This is a genomic window from Kosakonia sp. Marseille-Q7440 (assembly GCF_965119485.1).
The window spans coordinates 959,884-982,553 of sequence record NZ_CBCPLT010000001.1 but is presented as its reverse complement, the minus strand read 5'-3'; the positions used below and the strand labels follow the sequence as shown (position 1 = coordinate 982,553).

Sequence of the window (22,670 nt, the reverse complement as noted above, 5' to 3'; positions counted from 1 at the left end):
CTTAAACAGGAGCCGTTAAGACATGGCTAAGTTTTTTATCGATCGCCCCATATTTGCGTGGGTTATCGCGATTATCATCATGCTGGCGGGGGCGCTATCGATCCTCAAATTGCCGGTGGCGCAGTATCCAACGATTGCGCCACCTGCGGTTCAGATCACCGCTTCTTACCCGGGTGCTGATGCGAAAACGGTGCAGGACACCGTAACGCAGGTTATCGAACAGAACATGAACGGTATCGATAACCTCCTTTATATGTCCTCCACCAGTGACTCCTCTGGTACGGTCCAGATCACCATCACCTTTGATTCCGGTACTGATGCGGATATCGCGCAGGTTCAGGTGCAGAACAAACTGCAGCTGGCGATGCCGCTTCTGCCGCAGGAAGTGCAGCAACAGGGCGTGAGCGTTGAGAAATCGTCCAGTAGCTTCCTGATGGTGCTCGGTATGATCAGTACCGACGGCTCAATGAAACAGGAAGATATTGCCGACTATGTGGGCGCGACCATTAAAGATCCGGTCAGCCGTACCAAAGGCGTGGGTGACGTTCAGCTATTCGGCGCGCAGTATGCGATGCGTATCTGGATGGACCCGAACAAACTCAATAACTTCCAGCTGACGCCAGTTGACGTGATCACGGCTATCAAAGCGCAGAACGCCCAGGTCGCGGCCGGGCAGTTGGGCGGTACGCCGCCGGTGAAAGGGCAGCAGCTGAACGCCTCGATCATCGCGCAGACCCGTCTCACCTCGACCGACGAGTTTGGCAAAATCCTGCTGAAAGTGAACAGCGATGGCTCGCAGGTTCGCCTGCGCGACGTGGCGAAGATTGAGCTGGGCGGCGAAAGCTATGACGTTGTCGCACGCTACAACGGTCAACCAGCGGCGGGCTTAGGTATCAAACTGGCGACCGGTGCGAACGCGCTGGATACCGCCGAAGCGGTCCGCGCGACCATTGCCGGTCTCGAACCTTTCTTCCCGCACGGTCTGAAAGTGGTTTACCCGTACGACACCACCCCGTTCGTTAAGATCTCGATTAACGAAGTGGTTAAAACGCTGGTTGAAGCGATCGTGCTGGTCTTCCTGGTCATGTATCTGTTCCTGCAGAACTTCCGCGCGACGCTGATCCCGACCATTGCGGTGCCGGTGGTGCTGCTGGGTACCTTCGCCATTCTTAATGCCTTCGGCTACTCGATAAACACCCTCACCATGTTTGGTATGGTGCTGGCGATAGGCCTGCTGGTGGATGATGCCATCGTGGTGGTGGAGAACGTCGAGCGTGTGATGATGGAAGAGGGTCTGCCGCCTAAAGAGGCGACCCGGCGTTCGATGGATCAGATTCAGGGCGCGCTGGTCGGTATTGCGCTGGTGCTGTCGGCGGTATTTATTCCGATGGCCTTCTTCGGCGGCTCTACCGGCGCAATCTATCGTCAGTTCTCCATTACCATTGTTTCGGCGATGGTGCTGTCGGTGATTGTCGCGTTGATCCTGACGCCGGCACTCTGCGCCACCATGCTGAAACCGGTCGCCAAAGGCGATCACGGCGAGCATAAAAAAGGCTTCTTCGGCTGGTTTAACCGCATGTTCGATAAGAGCACGCATCACTACACCGACAGCGTAGGTAATATCCTGCGCAGCACCGGTCGTTATCTGCTGCTCTATATCGTTATCGTTGCGGGCATGGCGGTGCTGTTTGTTCGTCTGCCGAGTTCGTTCCTGCCTGATGAAGACCAGGGCGTGTTTCTGACCATGGCCCAGCTGCCTGCCGGCGCGACGCAAGAGCGTACGCAGAAGGTGCTGGACGAAGTGACGAAATACTATCTGGAGAATGAGAAAGCCAACGTTAACTCGGTCTTTACCGTTAACGGCTTCGGCTTCTCGGGCCGCGGGCAGAACACTGGTCTGGCGTTCGTTTCGCTGAAAAACTGGGACGAGCGTGCGGGTGAAGAGAACAAAGTTCCGGCGATTGCAGGTCGTGCCAGCGCGCACTTCTCGCAGATTAAAGATGCGATGGTCTTCGCCTTTAACCTGCCGGCAATTGTTGAACTGGGTACCGCAACCGGCTTCGACTTCCAGCTGATTGACCAGGCTAACCTCGGTCACGATAAGTTAACGCAGGCGCGTAACCAGCTGTTTGGCGAGATTGCGCAGCATCCGGATCTGCTGGTGGGCGTGCGTCCGAACGGTCTGGAAGATACGCCGCAGTTCAAGATCGATATCGATCAGGAGAAAGCGCAGGCGCTGGGCGTGTCGATTAGCGACATCAACACTACGCTGGGCGCAGCCTGGGGCGGCAGCTACGTGAACGACTTTATCGACCGCGGTCGCGTGAAGAAGGTTTACGTTATGTCGCAGGCGCAATACCGTATGCTGCCAAACGATATTGGCAACTGGTATGTGCGCGCAACGGACGGTCAGATGGTGCCCTTCTCCGCGTTCTCCACCACGCACTGGGAGTATGGCTCACCGCGTCTGGAGCGTTACAACGGTCTGCCGTCAATGGAACTGCTGGGCCAGGCTGCACCGGGCCGCAGTACCGGTGAAGCGATGGATCTGATGGAACAGCTGGCAAGTAAATTGCCAACCGGCATCGGGTTTGACTGGACCGGTATGTCCTATCAGGAACGCCTCTCCGGCAACCAGGCACCGGCGCTGTACGCCATTTCGCTGATCGTCGTCTTCCTCTGTCTGGCGGCGCTCTATGAGAGCTGGTCGATTCCGTTCTCGGTGATGCTGGTGGTTCCGCTTGGCGTTATCGGTGCCCTGCTCGCGGCGACGTTCCGCGGTCTTGGCAACGACGTTTACTTCCAGGTGGGCCTGCTGACAACCATTGGCTTGTCGGCGAAGAACGCGATACTTATCGTCGAATTCGCCAAAGATCTGATGGATAAAGAGGGCAAAGGGCTGATTGAAGCGACGCTTGAGGCGGTCCGTATGCGTCTGCGTCCGATTCTGATGACCTCGCTGGCGTTTATCCTTGGGGTACTGCCGCTGGTTATCAGTACCGGTGCGGGCTCCGGCGCGCAGAACGCCGTCGGTACCGGCGTAATGGGCGGGATGATCACCGCGACCGTGCTGGCCATCTTCTTTGTTCCGGTATTCTTTGTGGTGGTTCGCCGCCGCTTCAGCCGCCGCAACGACGATGTTGAACACAGCCACAAGGTTGAACAGCACTGATCCTCTCTGCTGATATAAGAAAAGGCCGCGCATAGCGGCCTTTTTCTTTTTTACATCGTTGTGCTTTCCGACTCATCGGATCATTAAATACGTTATTGTTTAACTGATTAATTTATGCGTTAGCATTAAGGCATATAATCACTGTGTATTTGCGAATGTGCTATATTTTCCAGTAATAATCTTAATTTCTCTTAATATTACTTTAAGTCAGAAAAATCCTGGCAGAAAAATATTCTTATAAGCGGAATAATCGGACTCATGCTAACTTAATGAATTGTAAGGCAGTCCGCTGACTTACTTAGCCTGATGAGACGATTCGCATCGCTACTTTTCTCTGTGCCGTACCGCTTTTTCCGCAGGAAAAGATATTATTTGTAATTTTTCGTGATAGCTCAATGAAATCCTATTCATAGTGGCTTATAGTTATATCAACGAACATAAATCAGCATATGTCTCTGGTCAGAGCAGAAGTTCCCATCCTGAATCAGCCTTTGGTTAGTAAAAAAATTACCACTCAGAAGGGGATGCGTTATGGACGAATACTCGCCGAAAAGGCATGATATTGCGCAGCTTAAATTTCTCTGCGAATCGTTGCACCAGGAGTGCCTCGCCAATCTGGAAGAGAGCCATCATGGATGGGTTAACGACCCCACATCAGCCATCAACCTGCAGTTAAATGAGCTGATTGAGCATATTGCAACCTTCGCGCTGAATTATAAAATTAAGCACGATAAAGATAATAAACTGATTGAATTGATCGACGAATACCTTGATGACACGTTTATGTTGTTCAGCAGTTACGGTATTAATACACACGACTTACAGAAATGGCGTAAAGCAGGCGGTAAGCTGTTTCGCAGTTTCGACAATGTAAGCAAGGCTAATCCAGTAAGTCACTCTTGTTAATTTTTCAACACTAAGGTGAAGACATGTCCGAAAAACCATTAACAAAAATTGATTATTTGATGCGTTTAAGGCGCTGCCAATCAATTGATACGCTCGAACGCGTTATTGAAAAAAATAAATACGAACTGACCGACGATGAGCTTACCGTGTTTTATTCAGCGGCCGATCATCGTCTGGCTGAACTGACCATGAATAAGCTTTATGACAAAATCCCCTCGTCGGTGTGGAAATTTGTTCGCTAATTCTTCTCAATGTTAAGAGATGTTATTTCTGCCACAGTCAATCGTTCAACCTCCGTACCAGGTACACTCTAAAAAATGAATGATGAAAAACAGAAAATGATCGCCGGTCTTCCCTACCGGGCGGGCGACGACACTCTGCGCGCCGATCGGCTGCGCGCGCGGCAACTGCTGCACCGTTACAATCACTCCAGCCCGGATGAAAAAGCAGAACGTAAAGCGATTCTTGCCGATCTGCTCGGGCAGAGTGAAGGGGCCTATATCGAGCCTACTTTCCGCTGCGACTACGGTTACAATATTTTCCTGGGCGAAAGCTTTTACGCTAATTTCGATTGCGTGATGCTGGATGTCTGCCCGATTCATATTGGCGATAACTGCATGCTGGCCCCGGGCGTTCATATCTATACGGCGACGCACCCGCTTGATGCTGTCGAGCGAAACAGCGGCGTGGAATATGGAAAGCCCGTTAACATTGGTCACAATGTGTGGATTGGCGGACGCGCGGTAATTAACCCGGGTGTTACCATCGGCGATAACGCAGTGATCGCCTCCGGCGCGGTGGTGGTGAAAGATGTACCTGCTAATGTGGTGGTCGGCGGCAATCCGGCACGCATTATCAAACATCTTGCTGAATCAACCGTGCAGTAACTGTTATCTTTTTTTGTGGCAGAACTGTTACTTTTTTCACACTGGACGGCAACTTAAAATAGCGTGTCCACCTGCAAATCAGTATCAATAAAGGCCCAAGATGAAAGAAATACAGCGGCTGCTCACCGAAACGATTGAAGAGATCAACCAGCGCGAGAAACGGGACAACCGACCGCGCTTCAGCATCAGTTTTATTCGCAACCATCCGGGTCTGTTTATCGGCATGTATCTGGCCTTCTTTGCGACCCTGGCGGTGATGCTGCTGTCCGACACCCTTATCGGCTCCGTCTGGCTGCTGGTGGTGCTTTTCATCGTTCTGAACGGTTTCTTCTTCTTTGATGTCTACCCACGCTATCACTTTGAAGATATCGACGTGCTCGACTTCCGCGTTTGCTACAACGGCGAGTGGTATAACACGCGCTTTGTGCCGCAAAGCCTGATCGACGCCATTATGCAGTCGCCGAAAGTCAGCGCTGAAGAGAAAGCCCAGCTGGAAAAGATGATAACGCGTAAAGGCGATCTGTCGTTTTACGACATTTACACCCTCACCCGCCCGGCCTCTGCGCAGCCCACCGCGTCGGTGGCTCAGCACTCTGCCGGTTAAGCACGCATGCTGCCGCGCCTGACCGCGCGGCACGCTCTTCTCTCCCCTCCTCCCCCTTTTTCAGGAATATCTCTCCTTTGCGATTTGTGGTCTGATAAAAACCGACCGCCACCCGCCTTCTCAAGGAGAAACGATGAGCCAGCTGAATCAATTTCAACAACCTGTCGGCGAAGCCCTGCCCGACTGGCAGCCCCGCCCTTTTCCGCAACGTCTCACTTTTGAAGGCAATTTCTGCCGCCTCGAACCCCTCACCGTCGATCATGCTGCCGCGCTATTTCAGGCGCACCAGCAGGCAGCGGATAACCGAAGCTGGACCTGGCTCACCCGCGAGCCGGAAAAAAACGAAGCGGAGTATCGTCACTGGGTTGAGAGCAACTGTGCGCTGCGCGATCCCATCCATTTTGCGGTGATCGATCTGCGCACCGGCAAACCGGTCGGTAGCCTGGCACTGATGCGTATAGATACTGAGAATGGGGTGATGGAGGTGGGGCACGTGCATTTTTCGCCCCTGCTGAGCCGCACGCCAGCGTCAACGGAAGCGCACTGGCTGTTAATGCGTTACGCCTTTAGCACGCTCGGCTATCGCCGCTATGAGTGGAAATGCCACAGTCTGAATGAACCGTCGCGCCAGGCGGCCCTGCGGTTAGGCTTCCAGTTTGAGGGGCGCTTTCGCCAGGCGATGGTGCGTAAGGGGCATAACCGCGATACGGACTGGTTTTCGATTATTGATGGCGAGTGGCCCGCCGTTGACCAGACGCTGCAACGCTGGCTTGCCGCCGATAACTTTACCGCCGACGGCAAGCAGCGCGCTTCGCTGGCATCGCTTCGCGCTTAACGTCTCTTCTTCTTACCCTGCACCGCCTTAAAGCGCGGGTTCGATTTGCAAATCACATAGATACGCCCCTTGCGCCGGACAATCTGGCAGTCAGGGTGGCGTTGCTTTGCGCTGCGCAATGAATTGAGTACCTGCATAGTCTACGCCTTCTTATCGTTAAAGAACCGGCCATAGCGCTGCTGGAATCGTGCCGCGCTGCCTTCACTGGAGATCACTTTCTGCTTACCGGTGTAGTAAGGGTGCGACGCGGAGGAGACCTCAATGGTGATATAGGGATATTTCACCCCATCCAGTTCAATTTCCCGATCCGTTCGGATGGTCGAACCCACTTTGAAGTATTCGTTGGCGCTGGTGTCGTGAAACACCACGGTGCGGTAATGGGGATGGATATCAGGTCGCATAATTCACTCATCTGTTTTGTTATAACATAACAAAAGTCTATCGGAGATGTTTCGCCATTTCAAGCGGCGCGCGTTATGCGTTTTTCGCAAAAGCACATGAACCTGCGCGGTCATAAATTAGAAAAGAAGGTTATTGGTTCAATTTTCTCGCCTGAGGCAAGCTAAGTTAAACCCGCTAACAGGAGATAGATCATGCGTTGTTGTTGCCGCCTAACCCCGAATCTGACACATCCCCCTTTATCGACTATTTGCGGAGAAAACAGTGAACGCAGCCACCCTACCGGTTCTCGATCTCGCCCGTTATGCCAGCAGCGCTGAACGCGATGCTTTTCTCGTCGACCTGCGCCACGCCGCGCGCGACATCGGCTTTTTCTACCTGATTAACCACGGTGTTGACGACGTTCTACAGGATACCGTGCAGCATGAAGCCAGCCGCTTTTTCGCCCTCACCGAGGGGCAAAAAGAGCAGGTAGCGATGATCCACTCGCCCCACTTTCGCGGCTACAACCGCGCTGCATCGGAGATCACCCGCGGCCAGCCGGACTGGCGTGAACAGTTCGATATCGGCGCCGAGCGCCCGGCGCTGTTACTGAGCGACAGCGATCCGCGCTGGCGGCGGTTACAGGGGCCAAACTTATGGCCAGAGGCCTTACCGACGCTGAAACCGGCCCTGCTTGAGTGGCAGCGCGCCATGACATCGATGGCGCTGCGCCTGCTGCGCGCCTTTGCCGAAGCGCTGCAACTTCCCGCCGATGCGTTTGACGAACTGTATGGCAGCAAGCCCAACGAGCACATCAAACTGATCCGCTATCCGGGCCAGCACGCCACGCAGAGCGCGCAGGGCGTCGGGGCGCATAAAGATTCCGGTTTCCTCAGCTTCCTGCTACAGGATGAGCAAAAAGGGTTACAGGTCGAGGTCGCGCCCGGTCGCTGGATCGATGCCGCACCGCTAGCTGGCAGCTTCGTGGTCAATATCGGCGAACTGCTGGAACTGGCGACTAACGGCTATCTGCGCGCCACGGTGCACCGGGTTGTTTCCCCACCGGCCGATCGCGAGCGGCTCTCCATCGCCTTTTTCCTCGGCGCGCAGCTGGAAGCCAATGTGCCGCTCTACACCCTCCCCCCTCATCTGGCAGAGGAGGCGCGCGGGCCGGAGAGCGATCCGCTCAACCCGCTTCTGCGCGATGTGGGCTGGAACTACCTGAAAGGCCGCCTGCGATCCCACCCGGACGTAGCGGAACGTTACTACCGGGATGTGCTGCGTAGCCGCACAGAACAGCTGATCGCCTGACCCTAACTACAAGGAATACACCATGAAATATGTCGCATTGACGCTGGCAGGTGCCGCGCTGTCTCTCTCGCTGGCGGGCTTCGCCGCCCAGGCCGCGCCCTTACGTGTCGCCGCCGATCCGGTGCCGCACGCCGAGATCCTTAACTACATTAAAACCCTCGATCCGAAACTCGATCTGCAAGTCGTCGAGCTGAGCAACGGCGCGAATGCCAACGAACTGCTGGCAAATGGCGACGTCGACGCCAACTACTTCCAGCACCTGCCCTACCTGAAAGATCAGGAGAAGGTACTGGGTAAGCCGTTTGCCGTGGCGGCAACGGTGCATATTGAGCCGCTGGGCATCTACTCGCGCAAATACAAAAACTTTACCTCGCTGCCGGATAACGCCACCGTTGCCGTGCCCAACAACCCCACCAACCTCAGCCGTGCGCTGTTTCTGCTGCAAAGCCAGGGGTTGATAAAACTCGACGCTAAATTTACCGATCCGGCTACCACCCAGGCGACGCCGAAAAACATCGCTGAAAATCCGAAACACCTGAAGATCCTTGAGATCGAATCCCCGCAGATCCCGCGCTCGCTGGATGATGTCGATTTGGCAGTGATCAACGGCAACTATGCGCTGGAAGCGGGGCTAACGCCGGCAAAAGATGCGCTGGGGCTGGAGAGTGCGGATCATAACCCCTACGCCAATATTCTGGTCACCACGCCACAGCTTGCCAACGATCCGCGCATCAAAGCGCTGGCTAAAGATCTCACTTCGCCGCAGGTGGCCGAGTTTATTCGCAAGCGTTATCACGGTTCGGTGATTCCGGTCGCGCCGCAGTCATGATTACCATCGAAGGGCTGAGTAAAATCTATGCCGGAACAGGCCGACCGGCATTAAAGGATCTCTCGTTGCACGTACCGAAGGGGGCGATCTACGGCATCCTTGGGCGCAGCGGTGCGGGAAAAAGCACGCTGATCCGCTGCCTTAATCTGCTGGAGCGGCCCACGGCGGGCCGCATTATCATCGACGGCTGCGACATCACCCGGCTTGATAACGCCGGGCTGCGCGCGCACCGCCTGCGTACCGGCATGATTTTCCAGCACTTCAATCTTCTTCATGCGCGCACGGTGGCGCAAAACATCGCCGTGCCGCTGGAGATTGCCGGCGTGCCGAAAGCGCAGCGCCAGTCGCGCATTGAGGAACTGCTGTGGCTGGTGGGGTTGAGCGATAAAGCGCACGCTTACCCCTCGCAGCTTTCCGGCGGGCAAAAACAGCGCGTCGGCATCGCCCGCGCGCTGGCTACCCGGCCGCAGGTGCTGTTGTGCGATGAAGCGACCAGCGCCCTCGATCCGCACACCACCGCCTCGGTGCTGTCGCTGCTGGCGGATATCAACCAGAAGCTGAATCTGACGATTGTGCTGATCACCCATGAGCTGGAGGTGGTCAAAACCCTCTGCGATCACGCGGCGCTGCTGGAGGATGGCGAGCTGATTGAGCATGGCAAAATCGCCGATCTGCTGATGACGCCGCGCTCGAAACTGCGCCAGTCGCTGTTACACGATCCGCAAAGTGAGCAAGCATTTCTTGCCCGCCACGGCTTTAACGGGAGGCCATTATGCGTGGTGGCATGAGCTGGGACGAACTCTGGCCGCTGCTGGTGAACGGCACGCTGGAGACGCTCTATATGGTCGGGCTGGCGGCACTCTTTACGGTGCTGATTGGCCTGCCGCTTGGCGTGCTGTTATTTATCTCGCGCCGCAATGGCCTGGCACCGATGCCGACGCTGAATGCCGTACTCGGTAGCATCATCAATGTCGGCCGCTCGCTGCCCTTTATTGTGCTGCTGATTGCGCTGATCCCCTTCACCCGCCTGTTGATCGGCACTACGCTGGGCAGCACGGCGGCGATTGTGCCGATCACCATCGGTGCCTTTCCCTTCTTTGCGCGCTTAACGGAAAACGCCCTTGATGAGGTGGAGTATGGCCGTATCGAAGCGATCCTCTCGATGGGTGGCAATCTGTGGCATGTGATTGGCAAAGCGCTGCTGCCCGAAGCGCTCCCCTCGCTGCTGGCGAGCATTACGCTGACGGTGGTGATGCTGATTGGTTTCTCATCGATGGCGGGAGTCATTGGCGGCGGCGGGCTGGGCGATCTCGCCATCCGCTACGGTTATCAACGCTTTAACGACCAGGTGATGGTCGGGACGGTGGTGATTCTGGTAGTGCTGGTGCAGGGCGTGCAGATGGCAGGAGAGAGGCTGGTGCGCCGCCTGGCGCACCGCCGTTAAGCTACTGTTTCGCCTCTTTCGCCAGCAGCAGCGTGGTGAGCGCAAAGGAGAGCACCAGCGCAATCGCCACGCCGGAGAGCGCAAAGATAAAGTAGGGACCAATGTAGGCCGGCAGGCTGAAGATGCTCGACAAAATATAGCCGTAGAGCCGCACGCCGAAGAAGGCGATAAACGCCGAAGCCAAGGAACTGGCGACGGTGGCGGCGATAAAGGCTTTTTTGTAGCGCGTTAAGACACCAAACAGCGCCGGTTCGGTAATGCCGAGCAGCGCTGAAATGGCCGCCGACAAGCTGACGCTCTTCTCCTGGCGATCTTTACTCAAGCGCCAGATGGCAAAGGTTGAGCCAGCAATCGCCATATTGGCCATAAACATCATCGGCATCAGCATGTCATACCCGCGATCGCTGAAGTTTTGCAGCGCAATCGGCGTCATGGCGTGGTGCATGCCGGTGAGGATCGCCACCGGGCGAATCGCCCCCACCACCAGCCCGGCGAAACTGGCCGAAATACTGAACAGCCCTTCAATAAACAGTGCCAGCCCTTTACCGAGCCAGATACCGATGGGGCCAATCACCACCAGCGCCGCCAGCGCGCCGAGGAACAGCGTCAATGTTGGCGTAAAGACGGTCTTCAGCACCTCCGGCATAATGCTGTCCACCCAGCGATGGATATAGCTGAGCGCCAGCACCGAGAAGATCACCGGGATCACGCTTGCCGAGTAGTTAAAGACGGAAACTGGGATAGCGTTAAGCAGCCAGAATGCGCTGACCGCCCCCTCCTGATGCGCAGCCAGCGCTTTTGCCGCCTCGATAAGCGAGGGGTACATCAGGCAAGCCGCGACCGCTGCCGCCAGATATTCATTGGTCTTGAATATTTTTGCCGCCGACACCGCGAGGAAAAAGGGCAGGAAGTAGAAGACGCCGCTGGCAATCAGATCGATGACGATCACCGTATCGCTTTTCGCCGAGATAACATTGAGGGCAATCAGCCCGGCCAGCAGCCCTTTGATCATCCCCGCCCCGGCAATGGCGGGCACAATCGGCCCAAAGACGCCGGAGACCGTATCCATAAACAGCGACACCAGGCTTTTGCGCCCCTTCTCTTTCGCAGCCGGTGCTGCGGGCGCGTCGCCCAGCGCGGCGAGAAGTTGCTCGTACCAGCTGTTGACCTGCGGGCCAATCACAATCTGGAACTGGTCGCTTTGCAGCTGCGCGCCCAGTACGCCGGGCACTTTTTTAATCTCCGCCTGCTCCACTTTATTGTCATCCACCAGCGAGAAGCGCAGGCGCGTCATACAGTGCCAGACGTTATGAATATTATCCCGCCCGCCCACCAGGCGAATAATATTGGTGATGGCTTCTTGCGTGCCCATAAAAACTCCTGCCGGATGTGTTGTTGTTTTAGTGATTGCTAACAAGGGTAGAGAAATGCCGGGAGCAAAACAAACCAATAAAATATGAAATCCGTCACACTTTGCTTCTATCAAGCATTCATTAATGCAACAAAGCGCAAATTGGTCTGGTTTTTAATTAAATTAAGAGGGGAAAGCTGACCAAAATATTTATTCGAAAAAAGCGTTTACCTCGCGGCGAAATTAGGGTGAAGATAGTGGCCATTCCCCGCTTATATTTCGCTGTAAAGGAGTTCCCGTGACGCCAACGCTTATCCAGAGTATCGACTGTTTTATTACCCGTCCCGACAGGCATAACCTCGTCGTCGTGCGGGTAACAACCGATAAAGGTGTCATCGGCCACGGCTGTGCGACCTTTCAGCAGCGCCCGCTGGCGGTCAAAACGGTGGTGGATGAGTACCTGAAGCCGCTGCTGATTGGTCGCGATGCCAATAACATTGAAGATCTGTGGCAGATGATGAGCGTCAACGCCTACTGGCGTAACGGCCCGATTCTCAACAACGCCATCTCCGGCGTCGATATGGCGCTGTGGGATATCAAAGGCCAGCTCGCCGGGATGCCGCTCTATCAGCTGTTGGGTGGGAAATCCCGCGATGCCATCGCCGCCTACAGCCACGCCAGCGGTGAAACCCTCGATGAACTCTTTACCTCGGTTGATAAGCTTGTTGCACAGGGGTATCGCCATGTGCGCTGCCAGCTTGGTTTTTACGGCGGTACGCCTTCGCAGCTGCAAACGCCGGAAAACCCGACGCCGGGTGCCTATTTCGACCAGCAGGAGTACATGCGCAACACCGTCGCCATGTTTAAAGCGCTGCGCGAGAAGTATGGCGACAGCCTGCATATCCTGCACGACGTGCATGAGCGCCTCTTCCCGCAGCAGGCGGTGCAGCTGGCGAAGCAGCTTGAGCCTTATCAGCCCTACTTTATTGAAGATATACTGCCGCCCGCGCAGAGCGGCTGGCTCGATCAGGTGCGCCAGCACAGCAGCGCGCCGCTGGCGATGGGCGAGCTGTTTAACAACCCGGCGGAGTGGCACGATCTGATTGTGAACCGCCGCATCGACTTTATCCGCTGCCATATCTCCCAACTTGGCGGCATCACCCCGGCGCTGAAGCTGGCGGTGCTCTGTCAGGCCTTCGGCGTGCGCCTGGCCTGGCACGGCCCGGGCGATATGACGCCCATCGCGGTGGCGGTCAATACCCATCTCAATATCCATCTGCATAACGCCGCGATTCAGGAGTATATCCCGCGCTCCGCGACCACGGATGCGGTCTTCCCCGGCGCGCCGCAGGTGAAAGCCGGTTTTGTCTATGCGCCGGAGAAACCGGGCATCGGCGTTGGGTTTAATGAAGAGGAGGCGCGCGCCTGGCCTGTCACCTACCGCCCGCACGAGTGGACACAGAGCCGCCTCACCGACGGCACCATGCACACGCCGTAATTCAGCCGCCGCCCTGGCGGAAGGTCAGGTTTTCGCGGTTATGGGGGATGACATAGGTACAGCTGTAGTTGATATCGATAATGTCGCTGATTTCGTAGACCTGGCCGCCTTCGAGAATGCCGCGGTTGCTGATATGCATCGCCGGGCTGCCCTTTTTGCAGCCGAGCAGCGCGGCCTGCTCGCGGCTGACGTTCACTGCCCGGTAGGTGGTGAGCAGGTGGGAGATTTGATACCCCTTGCTTAATACATACTGCTGCAATGAGCGCTCAATCACCTGCTGATTGAGATCGGCAAAACCCTCGACCGGCATGCGTGAAATCTCAATCTGCACCGCCTGCTCATCGACAAAGCGCAGGCGGCAAAACTGCCAGATAAAGCTCTCATCGTTCAGGCCAAAGATCTGCTGCTCATCGCGGTTCGGCCGCTTCTTATGCAGGCTTACCATGCGAAAGCGGATCTGATCGAAGCGCTTCTCGGTGATCGAGTTGTAGACCAGCGGGTTGTTGCGCGCCTGCTCATTAATCCAGATGCCGGAGCCCTGCACAATGCGCACCACGCCGATGCTGGCAAGCTTCTCCAGCGCCTGGCGGATGGTGAAGCGCGACACGCCATACTCCTGCGCCAGTTGCCGCTCCGGGGGGAGTTTGCGCGGGCCTGGCGCGCTGTTCTGGTAAATTTTGCTGAGCAGATCCTGCGTGACGAACTCTTTTTTCTTCATCCACCCCTTCCCAACGCGAACCGCCACCGGCGCATGTTATAGCCTCAGACCGGTAAAGATAACCGATGTCATGCGGGAACAACATGCCCGGTGCGGAACCGGCGTTTACGCCTGCTGCCAGCGCAAGCGGTAACGCACCCGCTCCTCCTGCAAAATAAACTCCGGCGAGACGCTCGGGCTCCAGGAGTCATCCCCGCCGACGCCCATATGGAAGGCGTCGAGGTGCAGCCAGCAGCCCGCCTCTTCGCGCAGCAGATGGTGGTGCGTCGTCTCCCGCAGTTGAGTGTCGCTGTAGCAGCCAACGGAGAAGTGGAACCGCCCCTCCAGCTGATGCGCGCCACACTGCAACAGCCGGGTGTCGCAGCGCAGGCCATTTTCGCCGGGGAAGATATAGGGCGTATGTAGCGCCGCCAGCGGCTGCGTCCAGCGCCCCTGGCAGGCCGCGAGTTTGCGGTCCGGGTAGTTTTCATGGGGGCCAAGACCGAGCCAGCTCACCTCTGCCGGGCGCTCCGCAAGCTGGCACACCAGGCCAATGCGCGCCGGTGGCGGAATATCATTTGCCACCACCACCTCAATATCGGCCTGTAAACCACCGGTCCTATCAATCCGCCACGTTTTCTCGCTGATAAAGGCGCTTTTCCCGGCACCGATCCAGCGGTGAATCGTACGCAGCGTTACCTCTTGTGCGCTCTCCTGCACCTCAAAGCTCAACAGCTCGGCGTGCAGATCGTACATGCCCGCCGCTTTCCAGCGCTCCACCCAGGCATTGGGATCGATACGCGTCACTTCACTGACGCCGATATCGTTATCGAGCGGCGCGCGGGTAAAACAATCGGTCACCGGTGTCAGCAGCGTCTCCTGCCCGTCGCGCCACCACTGCACCAGATTGCCGCTTTGGCGGCAGAAGGCCCAGCGCTGGTTGCCCTGGGTAACGGTGTAGGTTTCATCATTAACCTCGAGCATCGGGCGCTCGCCCTGTTTATCAGGCACTGCAACCCAGAGCGGTGCCGGCAAGCGCCACTGATCCCAGGCGCAGCGATGCCAGGCCGCAGACCAGGCCGTCGCCTCGCGCTGGTAAACCTCAACGTTAAGCCACACTTCGCCCGGCGCCGCGGTCAGCTCCGGCAGATCCAGCGCGATCTGCACCTTGCCCTGCGGCGCAATGACCAGCGCGGTTTCGCCCTGCGCCAGCACCTCGCCATCGCGCTCGACGCGCCAGCGCAGCACTTCATTATCGCTGGTGCGGAACAGGTATTCGCTGGTCACGTCGATGGTCAGCGGTGAAGAGCTAAGCAGAGAGAACTGGAAAAACTGCTGCGCGCGCTGCGCTTCGAACAGCGCCGGGTGCGGGGTGCGATCCGGGAAAACCAGCCCGTTCATGCAGAACTGCCTGTCATTTGGCGTATCGCCAAAATCACCGCCGTAGGCCCAGAAAGGCTGCCCGTCTGCGCCAATTTTTGTCAGCGCCTGGTCAACCCAGTCCCAGACAAAGCCGCCCTGCAAACGCGGCGCGGCGCGAAACGCCTGCCAGTATTTGGCGAAACCGCCAAAGCTGTTGCCCATCGCATGGGCATATTCACAGAGGATCAGCGGCCGGGTCTCATTGGGCATGCCGATCCACTTTTTGATCGACCATTTTGGTACGGCCGGGAAGGGCTGATCCTGGTCGACGCGGGAATACATCGGGCAGATGATATCCGTCGCCGCGCTATTCGCCCCACCCCCTTCGTACTGCACCGGGCGCGTCGGATCGGTGCTCTTCAGCCAGCGGTAGAGCGCATCGTGATTCGCGCCATGCCCGGACTCATTGCCCAGCGACCAGATGATGATCGACGGATGGTTGCGATCGCGCTGCACCATGCGCGTCACGCGCTCGCTCATCGCTGGCAGCCAGCGCGGATCATCCGCCAGGCGGCTCATCGGCACCATGCCATGCGTTTCAATATTGGCTTCATCCACCACGTAGAGACCGTAGCGATCGCAGAGGCGATACCAGAGCGGATGATTAGGGTAATGGGAGCAGCGCACGGCGTTAAAGTTGTGCTGTTTCATCAGCTCAATATCGCGCCGCATGGTCGCTTCATCCACCGCCTGGCCGTGCTCCGGGTGGTGCTCGTGGCGGTTAACGCCGCGGATCAGCAGCGGCTGGCCGTTAAGTTTCAATAAACCCTGGTGGATCTCGACGTGGCGGAAACCGACATCGCAGGCTTCGGCTTCGACACAACTGCCCTGCGCATCGTAAAGTGTCAGCGTCAGGCGATAGAGGTTCGGCGTCTCCGCGCTCCACAGCAGCGGCGACTCAACCGGCAGCGTCAGGCTCAGGCGCTCCGCCCAGTTGCCGCGCTCATCGACCACCGCGCTGCCGGGCGTCTGTTCGCCAGAGGCAATCTTTTCGCCATTGCGCCACAGCACCGCCGTCACGCGCGATTCGGCAAACTCCCCGGCCAGTTCCACCGTCACCCGCACGCTTGCGCGGGTAAACTCCGCGTTGAGCGCAGTGGTGTAGTGGTAATCAGCAATATGTAGCGCCGGTTTGTGTTGCAGCGAGACGTCGCGGAAGATGCCGCTCATGCGCCACATATCCTGATCTTCGAGATAGCTGCCATCGCACCAGCGCAGCACCATCACCGCCAGGCGGTTTTCACCCGTGCGCAGCACCGCGCTGAGATCGAACTCCGCTGGCAGGCGGCTATCCTGCGAGTAACCAACCCACTGCCCGTTGCACCAGAGATGAAAAGCTGAATTAACGCCGTCAAACACAATCCGCGTCTGCCCCTCGGCGATTGCCTCAGCGTCCACGTTAAATGTGAGCGAGTAACAACCGGTTGGGTTCTGCTGCGGAACAAACGGCGGGTTAACAGGGATCGGATAGGTCACGTTGGTATAGATGGGCGTATCGAAGCCCTGCATCTGCCAGTTGGAGGGCACCGGCATTGCCACAGCATCGGCGCAATCCTTCTCCAGCCACTGCTCCGGCACCGCTTCCGGTGAGGCGAAAAAACTAAACTGCCAGATCCCATTCAACGAGCGATGCGCTGTGGAGTCCGCTTCATCGCGCGCGGCGGTTTCATCGCGCCAGCTGCGCATCGGAGCATGCGCCGCCAGGCGATGCCACTGGGTAACAACCGGGTTTTCCCAGTCGCGGCGGGAGAGTAGTGAAGCAAGGGTGGATGGCATAACAACCTCTTTTGCGAAGCGCTCACAATTTTTAGCACAATGGCGCAAACCGGGCCGCAGGTAAAGGCGCAGAGCGGCTGAAAGCGAAGAGGATCACAAAAGCTTAGCGGCGATGGAGTAAAGCCACCTGCTCTGCCAGCTGTTGCAGGCGTCGGGCCAGCGCTTCACCGCTCTCTTTTTGCTGCGACTGCGGCGCGCTGGAGTGGCGCTCGACCAGGCTGACAGGTAGGCGCATCCGGCAAAGATCTTCGCCCTGCGCATTGCTATTCAGCAGCCACTCCACGCTGCGCGCGCCCGCCTCTTTGAAGGCCTGCCGCACGGTGGTGAGCGGCGGCGAAAACCAGGCACTGTCGTCGGTATCGTCATAACCGACCACCGAGATCTGCTCCGGGACGGCAATGCCTTTTGCCGCGCAGGCGCGCAGTACGCCAAGCGCCATCTGATCGTTTGCCACCAGCACCGCCTGCGGCAGCTGCGGCCCGACCAGCAAGCGCTGCGCCTTTTCAAAACCGGAGGCCGCGCTCCAGTCACCGTGCGCGCAGGCGAAGGGAGCCAGCTTTGCTTCCTCCAGCGCCGACAGCCAGCCGCTAAAGCGTGCGCGTGCCGAAACCGAGCTCTCCGGCCCGCCGAGCAGCGCAATGCGCTGGTGCCCCAATGCGCGCAAGTGCTCAACCCCGAGGCGCGCGCCCTGAAGCGCGTCAAACACCAGGCTGTTGACCGACGCCGTGTCGCTGACATCAAGAAACAGCACCGGCACCGGTGCGGCCTGCGCCGCCAGTTGTTGCGCCAGCGCATCGTCGAGGGGGACGTTAATCAGCACCCCTTCAACCCTTTGCGCCAGCAGCTCTTGCAACGCCGCCGCGCAGCTTTGTGCATCGTGCTGTTCGACCATTGAGATCATCACGCTGGCTCCCGCCTGCCCGGCGCGGCTCTTGACCGCCGAAGCGATTTGCGACGGCGCATGCAGTGCCAGATCGGTGGTCACTAAGCCAAGGGTTTTGCTGCGTTTGCCCGCCAGCTGCTGCGCGCCGCGGTTGGGCACATAGTGCAGCGCCGCCATCGCCGCCTGCACCTTTTCACGGGTACGCGCAGAGACATGGGCCGCATCGTTGATCACGCGGGAGACGGTCTGGTAAGAGACGCCGGCATGGCGGGCGACATCATAGAGAGTGATGGTTTTCATAAGCTTCCGGGCCACTGCGAATTTTAGGCAGTATACCCGCTTCATCGCCCGTTGCCTGCGCGCGGTGACGGGAAGCAAAAAGAAATAACGACGAGCCACAAACGGCTCGCCGTAAACATCATCCTTAATGCTTTATTGAGATGGTTGCTGTTATTATTTTAACCATCATCACACTTTTATTTGCAATTAAAATGATGGTTTCATGACAAGTGTGTTACTGCTGGCGGGGAATGGGGAATCCTTTCAGTGAAATAATAAAGCTATTCCCCTCTTTTTTAATTTTAGCGCCAGCGTCACACCAGTCCGATGCAATGCGAAAGAACTCATCTGTGCCAATATTCCAGTCCAGACGAACTTGTTTAACGAACCCTGAGCGCAGCAGCTCGCACGCTTCACGGTAACTGTGGGCGATGGAAAGCAGTTGTTGGTTCATTTTCTCTTCTTCAGAAGTTTGCGTAGTGCTTTGATTTCTTTGGTTGTAAGTGGCGTTGCGCTCTCTTCTTCCGTGTGCTGGCTGTCGACCTCTTCCTCCGATACGCTCTCCTCTTCCACTGCCTCAAACGCCAGCAGGAGAAGCTTTTGCGTCGCCGAACCTAAATTCTCATTGTTGACTTCAGCATAATGGCGAAGTTTCTCTTTTAACGCTTCATCAATTCTTACGTTTAATACAGCGCTGGTCATGATTATCCCTTCTGGTGTGAATAAACACGCTAATTAATACACGAACTTAGGTGGTCGATCCACAAATATATTTCAGAAATATAACAAGCCGAAACACCCCATAAATAATTTGCACGAGAAAGATGACATAAATATTAAATTAATATTTCAATATTATGACAATTTGAATATATGGGTGAGAAATTACTTAGAAGAGATAATTAAATGACAGCCCGGGCGGGCTGTCGGCGCGGGCATCAGCCGTACAGGCGGTTCCAGTCGTCGCGGGTGATCTCCCACAACTCGGTCTCTAACTCGCCCGCCACATAGTGGCCTGGCTGGCGGCGAACCAGCCGCATGCCGCTGCTGTGCGAGATCTTTCTCGACCGATCGTTAGCCACCGCTTTTGGCGCGCGCAGCACCTCGCGCTTCAGGCCATTGAACCAGTAATCGGTCACCGCGTGGCACGCTTCGCGCATATAGCCCTGCCCCTGCCACTCCGGTGCCAGCCAGAAACCGCGGTTGTTATCCGGCGTGTTCATCAGGCAGATAACGCCCATTAACTCGCGCTCATCCTCTTTACGGCGCAGCGTCCAGAACCAGCCTTCACCGGCGCGGCTCGCCGCCAGCGCGACATTATCGACATAGTGCTGCGCGGCGCCTTCCGGGTAGGGCCACGGCACGCTGGCAATCAGGTAACGCACGATCTCCCAGCGCGGAAAAATGCGCTGGATCTGCTCAGCATCGGCAGATACCAGCGGTAGCAGGCGTAATCTTTCGGTCTCCAGAATGGGTGTGGTCATAGGCTCTCTCCCTTCAGGCCGAAAGCGTCGGCCTGTGATAACTCAGCATCCCTTAACTTTATCTGCCTGTAAACCTGACAAAAATGGCTAGGCGACCGGTTTTACTTCTGCAACGGGAGCGGGGCGCGGTGCGAAGCGAAACCACGGCAGGCAGAGCTGGATCAGCGGGCCGATGGTCAGCGCATAAAGCACCGTGCCGACGCCGAGCGTGCCGCCCAAAAGCCAGCCAATCAGCAGCACCGACAGCTCAATCACGGTACGAATGCTGCGTACCGACCAGCCGGTGCGCGCATGCACGCCGGTCATCAGCCCATCGCGCGGCCCGGAGCCAAACCCGGCACCGATATACATCGCGGTGGCGATCGCATTGACCAGGATAGCACTGGCGAGCAGCGCGCTGCGCGGTAGCAGTTGATCCAGCGTTGGGATCATCGCCAGCGCGGCATCGGCCGCCAGCCCTATCACCACCACATTACTGATGGTGCCAAGCCCCGGGCGCTGGCGCAGCGGGATCCACAGCAGCAGCACCAGCGCGCCGGTGGCGATCATCACCGTGCCGATATCCAGCGCCAGCAGTTTCGCCACGCCCAGGTGAAAGACATTCCACGGATCGGCACCAAGATCGGCGCGCACAAACATGGCGGTAGAGAGGCCGTAAAGGGATAACCCGAAATAGAGTTGCAGTAATCGACGCAGCATAGATCTTCTCCGCTTGGACAGGCTTCCATCTTCCCCGGAAATGGACTTATGATTAATGTCCAGTTTTCAGATAGTGGACTGCTTATGTCATCCCGTCGCTTTGGTAGCCAGTCGTTGCTGCGCCTGTTAGGTCACTGGCAACAACCCTCGTCCCGCACCCCGCTCTGGCGTCAGCTTGCCGATGCGCTGCGCCTGCTGATCCTCGATGGCAGGCTGGCGCTGGATACCCGTCTGCCCGGCGAGCGGGAACTGGCAACCACGCTCTCGGTGAGCCGCACGACAATTGCCAGCGCGCTGGCGCACCTGCGCGAAGAGGGCTACCTGGAGAGCCGCCACGGCAGCGGCTCGCGGGTGATCCTGCCCGATAACCGCGCGATACCGACGCGCAGCACCGCAGGCGCAGCGCTCGATCTCTCCACCGCCGCCCTCAGCGCAGGGCCAGAAATTCACCAGGCCTACAGCCACGCCTTAACGGCGATAACGCCTTATCTTTCGCGCACCGGCTATGGTCAGCTCGGCGTGCTGGCGCTGCGCGAAGCGATTGCCGCACGCTATACCGCGCGCGGTTTACCGACCCATGCCGATGAAGTCATGGTAGTGAATGGCGCGCTGAGCGGGCTGGCGCTGGTGTTGCGTATGCTGACCGGGCCTGGCGATCGCGTGGTGGTCGATCACCCCACCTACCCGCTGGCGATTGCGGCTATTCAGGGGGCGTCATGCAGGCCGGTTGGCGTCTCGCTGCCACAGCGCGGCTGGGACACCGACGGTTTTGCCGCCACGCTGGCGCAGACCGCGCCGCGCCTTGCCTACCTGATGCCCGATTATCACAATCCGACCGGGCGCTGCATGGACAGCGCGACGCGGGAAGCCATCGCAGCTATTGCCGCCCGTACGCGCACCACGCTGGTAGTGGATGAGACGATGGTTGATCTCTGGTACGAAAACGCCCCGCCGCCGCCGCTTGCCGCGTTTGATAAGCATGACTCGGTGATCACGCTCGGCTCGGCGGGGAAAACCTTCTGGGGCGGTTTACGACTCGGGTGGGTTCGCGCCTCTGCGCGCACCATCGCCCACCTGGCGCAGACGCGCGACTCGCTGGAGCTTGGCTCACCGCTGCTGGAACAGCTGGCAACGCAGTGGCTGATGGCTAACGAAAGCGATTTTCTGCCGGCGCGCAGGGCGATGCTGCAAGCACGCCGCGACCGCTGCGGCGAACTCATGGCGGATCTCTTCCCCGCGTGGCACTTTCAGCCGCCGGAGGGCGGGTTGTCTTACTGGGTCGAGCTGCCCGACCGTCTGGCGACGGCCTTTGCCGCGCGCGCCGAAACCGAGGGCATTCATCTCGGTGCCGGCACGCGTTTCGGCCTCGATGGCGCGTTTGAGCGCAACCTGCGCATCCCCTTCGCGCTGGAGCCAGAAGTGCTTGAGGATGCGCTGCTGCGCATAAAACCGCTGTGGCACGTGCTCAATCCGGCAGCACCGTCGTTTAAGCGCAGCGTAGTGTAAGCATCAGGAAGCGGGCGGCGTCAGCGGGGCGAGCGCCTCGCTTTTCACCCAGCCGGTAGTGCTTTTACCCTCGTCACTCACATACTCGATCTGCGTCCACTCCCCCTGGGTTTTCAGCACGCCGACCACATCATCCTGCACGACAAAGGCTTTTCGCCGCGTCTTCTCTTCAGGCTGGCGATAGAAGTAGAGCCGTTCGGCGCGCACCTGCGCCATCGACTGCCAGTCGGTATCGCGGGTTTTACTCAACCCCAGACCATCATTGATCAGCGGCAGCATGGCATTGACGCAGCCGTCATGGGACTGCCCGCCGGGGACGGTGAGCGTCACACCGTCGGCTGTTGCCGCAAGGTGCCCCGGCAGCACTGCCGAAGACCAGGAGGCGATCTTCGCATCGCCCTGTGCCGACACCTCTCCCGCCAGCGCAAAGGCGCAGGTGCGCGTTACGCCAACACCGAGGGTTTCGCTGTAGTAACCGGTGACCTTGCCCTGCGGCGAGACCGCAAGCTGTAACGCTTCATAAATGCCGGAGTGTAGCGTGGCGGCCATACCGGATGTCGAAACAAGGAGGGTTAATAAAATGAAGGGATTGCGCATAGTGCTGAGCCTCAGGACGATAAGTGCAGGGATTCTACACGCTTGCGCGATGCTGCCGGTATCCCCAAAAAAGGCTATGGTTGAGAGTACCGTTCCAGGCTGGAGAAGT

23 protein-coding genes are annotated in these 22,670 nt (G+C 57.7%); 12 read left to right on the top strand and 11 right to left on the bottom strand.

What is annotated here, in order from left to right; genetic code table 11:
- Positions 1–22 precede the first annotated feature (22 nt).
- From acrB to ACWPW2_RS04365, 6 genes are all read left to right on the top strand, one after another.
- Positions 23–3,172, top strand: coding sequence for a multidrug efflux RND transporter permease subunit AcrB (gene acrB / locus ACWPW2_RS04390; RefSeq protein WP_454121741.1), 3,150 nt, complete (start codon positions 23–25; stop codon positions 3,170–3,172).
- Between the two features lie 531 nt (positions 3,173–3,703).
- Complete coding sequence (gene tomB, locus ACWPW2_RS04385) at positions 3,704–4,078, top strand: Hha toxicity modulator TomB (protein WP_454121740.1); 375 nt, start codon at positions 3,704–3,706, stop codon at positions 4,076–4,078.
- Between the two features lie 23 nt (positions 4,079–4,101).
- Positions 4,102–4,320 (top strand): HHA domain-containing protein, encoded by a 219-nt coding sequence (locus tag ACWPW2_RS04380; protein WP_023478287.1) that lies wholly within the window; start codon positions 4,102–4,104, stop codon positions 4,318–4,320.
- A gap of 75 nt (positions 4,321–4,395) precedes the next feature.
- Positions 4,396–4,965 carry a maltose O-acetyltransferase gene (gene maa / locus ACWPW2_RS04375; protein ID WP_454121739.1) on the top strand — a complete coding sequence of 190 codons (570 nt, stop codon included), beginning with the start codon at positions 4,396–4,398 and terminating at the stop codon, positions 4,963–4,965.
- A gap of 100 nt (positions 4,966–5,065) precedes the next feature.
- Positions 5,066–5,569: a YlaC family protein gene (locus ACWPW2_RS04370; protein WP_454121738.1), complete on the top strand. Its 504-nt coding sequence runs from the start codon at positions 5,066–5,068 to the stop codon at positions 5,567–5,569.
- A 133-nt stretch (positions 5,570–5,702) separates the two neighbouring features.
- On the top strand, positions 5,703–6,404 hold the full coding sequence (locus ACWPW2_RS04365) for a GNAT family N-acetyltransferase (protein WP_454121737.1): 702 nt from the start codon (positions 5,703–5,705) through the stop codon (positions 6,402–6,404).
- Here the strand turns inward: ACWPW2_RS04365 and ykgO are convergent.
- Positions 6,401–6,541 (bottom strand): type B 50S ribosomal protein L36, encoded by a 141-nt coding sequence (gene ykgO, locus ACWPW2_RS04360; RefSeq protein ID WP_023478279.1) that lies wholly within the window; start codon positions 6,539–6,541, stop codon positions 6,401–6,403. The two genes, ACWPW2_RS04365 and ykgO, sit on opposite strands and share 4 nt — an antisense overlap.
- A 3-nt stretch (positions 6,542–6,544) precedes the next feature.
- Positions 6,545–6,805, bottom strand: a complete 261-nt coding sequence (locus tag ACWPW2_RS04355) for a type B 50S ribosomal protein L31 (RefSeq protein WP_124969359.1) — start codon at positions 6,803–6,805, stop codon at positions 6,545–6,547.
- 262 nt (positions 6,806–7,067) lie between these two features.
- Here ACWPW2_RS04355 and ACWPW2_RS04350 point away from each other — a divergent pair, with 262 nt between their 5' ends.
- The 4 genes from ACWPW2_RS04350 to ACWPW2_RS04335 are packed head-to-tail and all read left to right on the top strand — an operon-like array spanning position 7,068 to position 10,369.
- On the top strand, positions 7,068–8,096 hold the full coding sequence (locus ACWPW2_RS04350; RefSeq protein WP_454121736.1) for an isopenicillin N synthase family dioxygenase: 1,029 nt from the start codon (positions 7,068–7,070) through the stop codon (positions 8,094–8,096).
- Between the two features lie 22 nt (positions 8,097–8,118).
- A complete protein-coding gene (locus ACWPW2_RS04345) occupies positions 8,119–8,925 on the top strand; it encodes a MetQ/NlpA family ABC transporter substrate-binding protein (RefSeq protein ID WP_279792437.1) in 807 nt (268 codons plus the stop codon).
- Entirely contained in the window at positions 8,922–9,713 is a 792-nt protein-coding gene (locus ACWPW2_RS04340) for a methionine ABC transporter ATP-binding protein (protein WP_454121735.1), read from the top strand. The genes ACWPW2_RS04345 and ACWPW2_RS04340 overlap by 4 nt, the downstream gene beginning before the upstream one ends.
- Positions 9,710–10,369 carry a methionine ABC transporter permease gene (locus ACWPW2_RS04335; RefSeq protein WP_396461996.1) on the top strand — a complete coding sequence of 220 codons (660 nt, stop codon included), beginning with the start codon at positions 9,710–9,712 and terminating at the stop codon, positions 10,367–10,369. Before ACWPW2_RS04340 ends, ACWPW2_RS04335 begins: the two co-directional genes overlap by 4 nt.
- A 1-nt stretch (position 10,370) precedes the next feature.
- On the opposite strand, the gene ACWPW2_RS04330 is transcribed toward ACWPW2_RS04335, so the two are convergent.
- Positions 10,371–11,741, bottom strand: a complete 1,371-nt coding sequence (locus ACWPW2_RS04330) for a PTS transporter subunit EIIC (protein WP_454121734.1) — start codon at positions 11,739–11,741, stop codon at positions 10,371–10,373.
- Between the two features lie 277 nt (positions 11,742–12,018).
- On the opposite strand from ACWPW2_RS04330, the gene ACWPW2_RS04325 reads away from it, so the two are divergent.
- Complete coding sequence (locus ACWPW2_RS04325; RefSeq protein ID WP_454121733.1) at positions 12,019–13,218, top strand: enolase C-terminal domain-like protein; 1,200 nt, start codon at positions 12,019–12,021, stop codon at positions 13,216–13,218.
- Between the two features lies 1 nt (position 13,219).
- Here the strand turns inward: ACWPW2_RS04325 and ACWPW2_RS04320 are convergent, their stop codons facing one another.
- The 7 genes from ACWPW2_RS04320 to yczE form a co-directional block, all read right to left on the bottom strand.
- Positions 13,220–13,936 (bottom strand): GntR family transcriptional regulator, encoded by a 717-nt coding sequence (locus ACWPW2_RS04320; RefSeq protein ID WP_023478258.1) that lies wholly within the window; start codon positions 13,934–13,936, stop codon positions 13,220–13,222.
- A 105-nt stretch (positions 13,937–14,041) separates the two neighbouring features.
- Positions 14,042–17,113 carry a beta-galactosidase gene (locus ACWPW2_RS04315; protein ID WP_454121732.1) on the bottom strand — a complete coding sequence of 1,024 codons (3,072 nt, stop codon included), beginning with the start codon at positions 17,111–17,113 and terminating at the stop codon, positions 14,042–14,044.
- A 103-nt stretch (positions 17,114–17,216) separates the two neighbouring features.
- On the bottom strand, positions 17,217–18,296 hold the full coding sequence (locus ACWPW2_RS04310; protein ID WP_454121731.1) for a LacI family DNA-binding transcriptional regulator: 1,080 nt from the start codon (positions 18,294–18,296) through the stop codon (positions 17,217–17,219).
- Positions 18,297–18,510: 214 nt separating this feature from the next.
- Positions 18,511–18,729, bottom strand: a complete 219-nt coding sequence (locus tag ACWPW2_RS04305) for a hypothetical protein (protein WP_023478265.1) — start codon at positions 18,727–18,729, stop codon at positions 18,511–18,513.
- Positions 18,726–18,977, bottom strand: coding sequence for a hypothetical protein (locus ACWPW2_RS04300; RefSeq protein ID WP_023478273.1), 252 nt, complete (start codon positions 18,975–18,977; stop codon positions 18,726–18,728). Before ACWPW2_RS04300 ends, ACWPW2_RS04305 begins: the two co-directional genes overlap by 4 nt.
- A gap of 236 nt (positions 18,978–19,213) precedes the next feature.
- Positions 19,214–19,759: a GNAT family N-acetyltransferase gene (locus ACWPW2_RS04295; RefSeq protein WP_454121730.1), complete on the bottom strand. Its 546-nt coding sequence runs from the start codon at positions 19,757–19,759 to the stop codon at positions 19,214–19,216.
- Between the two features lie 87 nt (positions 19,760–19,846).
- The gene (gene yczE / locus ACWPW2_RS04290; RefSeq protein WP_023478301.1) at positions 19,847–20,458 is read right to left on the bottom strand and encodes a membrane protein YczE; all 612 of its coding nucleotides are present in this window, start codon (positions 20,456–20,458) and stop codon (positions 19,847–19,849) included.
- 84 nt (positions 20,459–20,542) lie between these two features.
- Here yczE and yczR point away from each other — a divergent pair, with 84 nt between their 5' ends.
- Positions 20,543–21,964 (top strand): MocR-like transcription factor YczR, encoded by a 1,422-nt coding sequence (gene yczR, locus ACWPW2_RS04285; protein WP_454121729.1) that lies wholly within the window; start codon positions 20,543–20,545, stop codon positions 21,962–21,964.
- Between the two features lie 3 nt (positions 21,965–21,967).
- Here yczR and ACWPW2_RS04280 read toward each other — a convergent pair whose 3' ends face one another.
- Positions 21,968–22,561, bottom strand: coding sequence for a hypothetical protein (locus ACWPW2_RS04280; protein WP_454121728.1), 594 nt, complete (start codon positions 22,559–22,561; stop codon positions 21,968–21,970).
- Between the last annotated feature and the right edge of the window lie 109 nt (positions 22,562–22,670).

What these genes read in the sequence shown, in the direction of transcription:
- acrB (WP_454121741.1), top strand. Translation starts at nt 23, where the DNA reads ATGGCTAAGTTTTTTATCGATCGCCCCATATTTGCGTGGGTTATCGCG.
- tomB (WP_454121740.1), top strand. Translation starts at nt 3,704, where the DNA reads ATGGACGAATACTCGCCGAAAAGGCATGATATTGCGCAGCTTAAATTT.
- ACWPW2_RS04380 (WP_023478287.1), top strand. Translation starts at nt 4,102, where the DNA reads ATGTCCGAAAAACCATTAACAAAAATTGATTATTTGATGCGTTTAAGG.
- maa (WP_454121739.1), top strand. Translation starts at nt 4,396, where the DNA reads ATGAATGATGAAAAACAGAAAATGATCGCCGGTCTTCCCTACCGGGCG.
- ACWPW2_RS04370 (WP_454121738.1), top strand. Translation starts at nt 5,066, where the DNA reads ATGAAAGAAATACAGCGGCTGCTCACCGAAACGATTGAAGAGATCAAC.
- ACWPW2_RS04365 (WP_454121737.1), top strand. Translation starts at nt 5,703, where the DNA reads ATGAGCCAGCTGAATCAATTTCAACAACCTGTCGGCGAAGCCCTGCCC.
- ykgO (WP_023478279.1), bottom strand. Translation starts at nt 6,541, where the DNA reads ATGCAGGTACTCAATTCATTGCGCAGCGCAAAGCAACGCCACCCTGAC.
- ACWPW2_RS04355 (WP_124969359.1), bottom strand. Translation starts at nt 6,805, where the DNA reads ATGCGACCTGATATCCATCCCCATTACCGCACCGTGGTGTTTCACGAC.
- ACWPW2_RS04345 (WP_279792437.1), top strand. Translation starts at nt 8,119, where the DNA reads ATGAAATATGTCGCATTGACGCTGGCAGGTGCCGCGCTGTCTCTCTCG.
- ACWPW2_RS04340 (WP_454121735.1), top strand. Translation starts at nt 8,922, where the DNA reads ATGATTACCATCGAAGGGCTGAGTAAAATCTATGCCGGAACAGGCCGA.
- ACWPW2_RS04335 (WP_396461996.1), top strand. Translation starts at nt 9,710, where the DNA reads ATGAGCTGGGACGAACTCTGGCCGCTGCTGGTGAACGGCACGCTGGAG.
- ACWPW2_RS04330 (WP_454121734.1), bottom strand. Translation starts at nt 11,741, where the DNA reads ATGGGCACGCAAGAAGCCATCACCAATATTATTCGCCTGGTGGGCGGG.
- ACWPW2_RS04320 (WP_023478258.1), bottom strand. Translation starts at nt 13,936, where the DNA reads ATGAAGAAAAAAGAGTTCGTCACGCAGGATCTGCTCAGCAAAATTTAC.
- ACWPW2_RS04315 (WP_454121732.1), bottom strand. Translation starts at nt 17,113, where the DNA reads ATGCCATCCACCCTTGCTTCACTACTCTCCCGCCGCGACTGGGAAAAC.
- ACWPW2_RS04310 (WP_454121731.1), bottom strand. Translation starts at nt 18,296, where the DNA reads ATGAAAACCATCACTCTCTATGATGTCGCCCGCCATGCCGGCGTCTCT.
- ACWPW2_RS04305 (WP_023478265.1), bottom strand. Translation starts at nt 18,729, where the DNA reads ATGAACCAACAACTGCTTTCCATCGCCCACAGTTACCGTGAAGCGTGC.
- ACWPW2_RS04300 (WP_023478273.1), bottom strand. Translation starts at nt 18,977, where the DNA reads ATGACCAGCGCTGTATTAAACGTAAGAATTGATGAAGCGTTAAAAGAG.
- ACWPW2_RS04295 (WP_454121730.1), bottom strand. Translation starts at nt 19,759, where the DNA reads ATGACCACACCCATTCTGGAGACCGAAAGATTACGCCTGCTACCGCTG.
- yczE (WP_023478301.1), bottom strand. Translation starts at nt 20,458, where the DNA reads ATGCTGCGTCGATTACTGCAACTCTATTTCGGGTTATCCCTTTACGGC.
- yczR (WP_454121729.1), top strand. Translation starts at nt 20,543, where the DNA reads ATGTCATCCCGTCGCTTTGGTAGCCAGTCGTTGCTGCGCCTGTTAGGT.
- ACWPW2_RS04280 (WP_454121728.1), bottom strand. Translation starts at nt 22,561, where the DNA reads ATGCGCAATCCCTTCATTTTATTAACCCTCCTTGTTTCGACATCCGGT.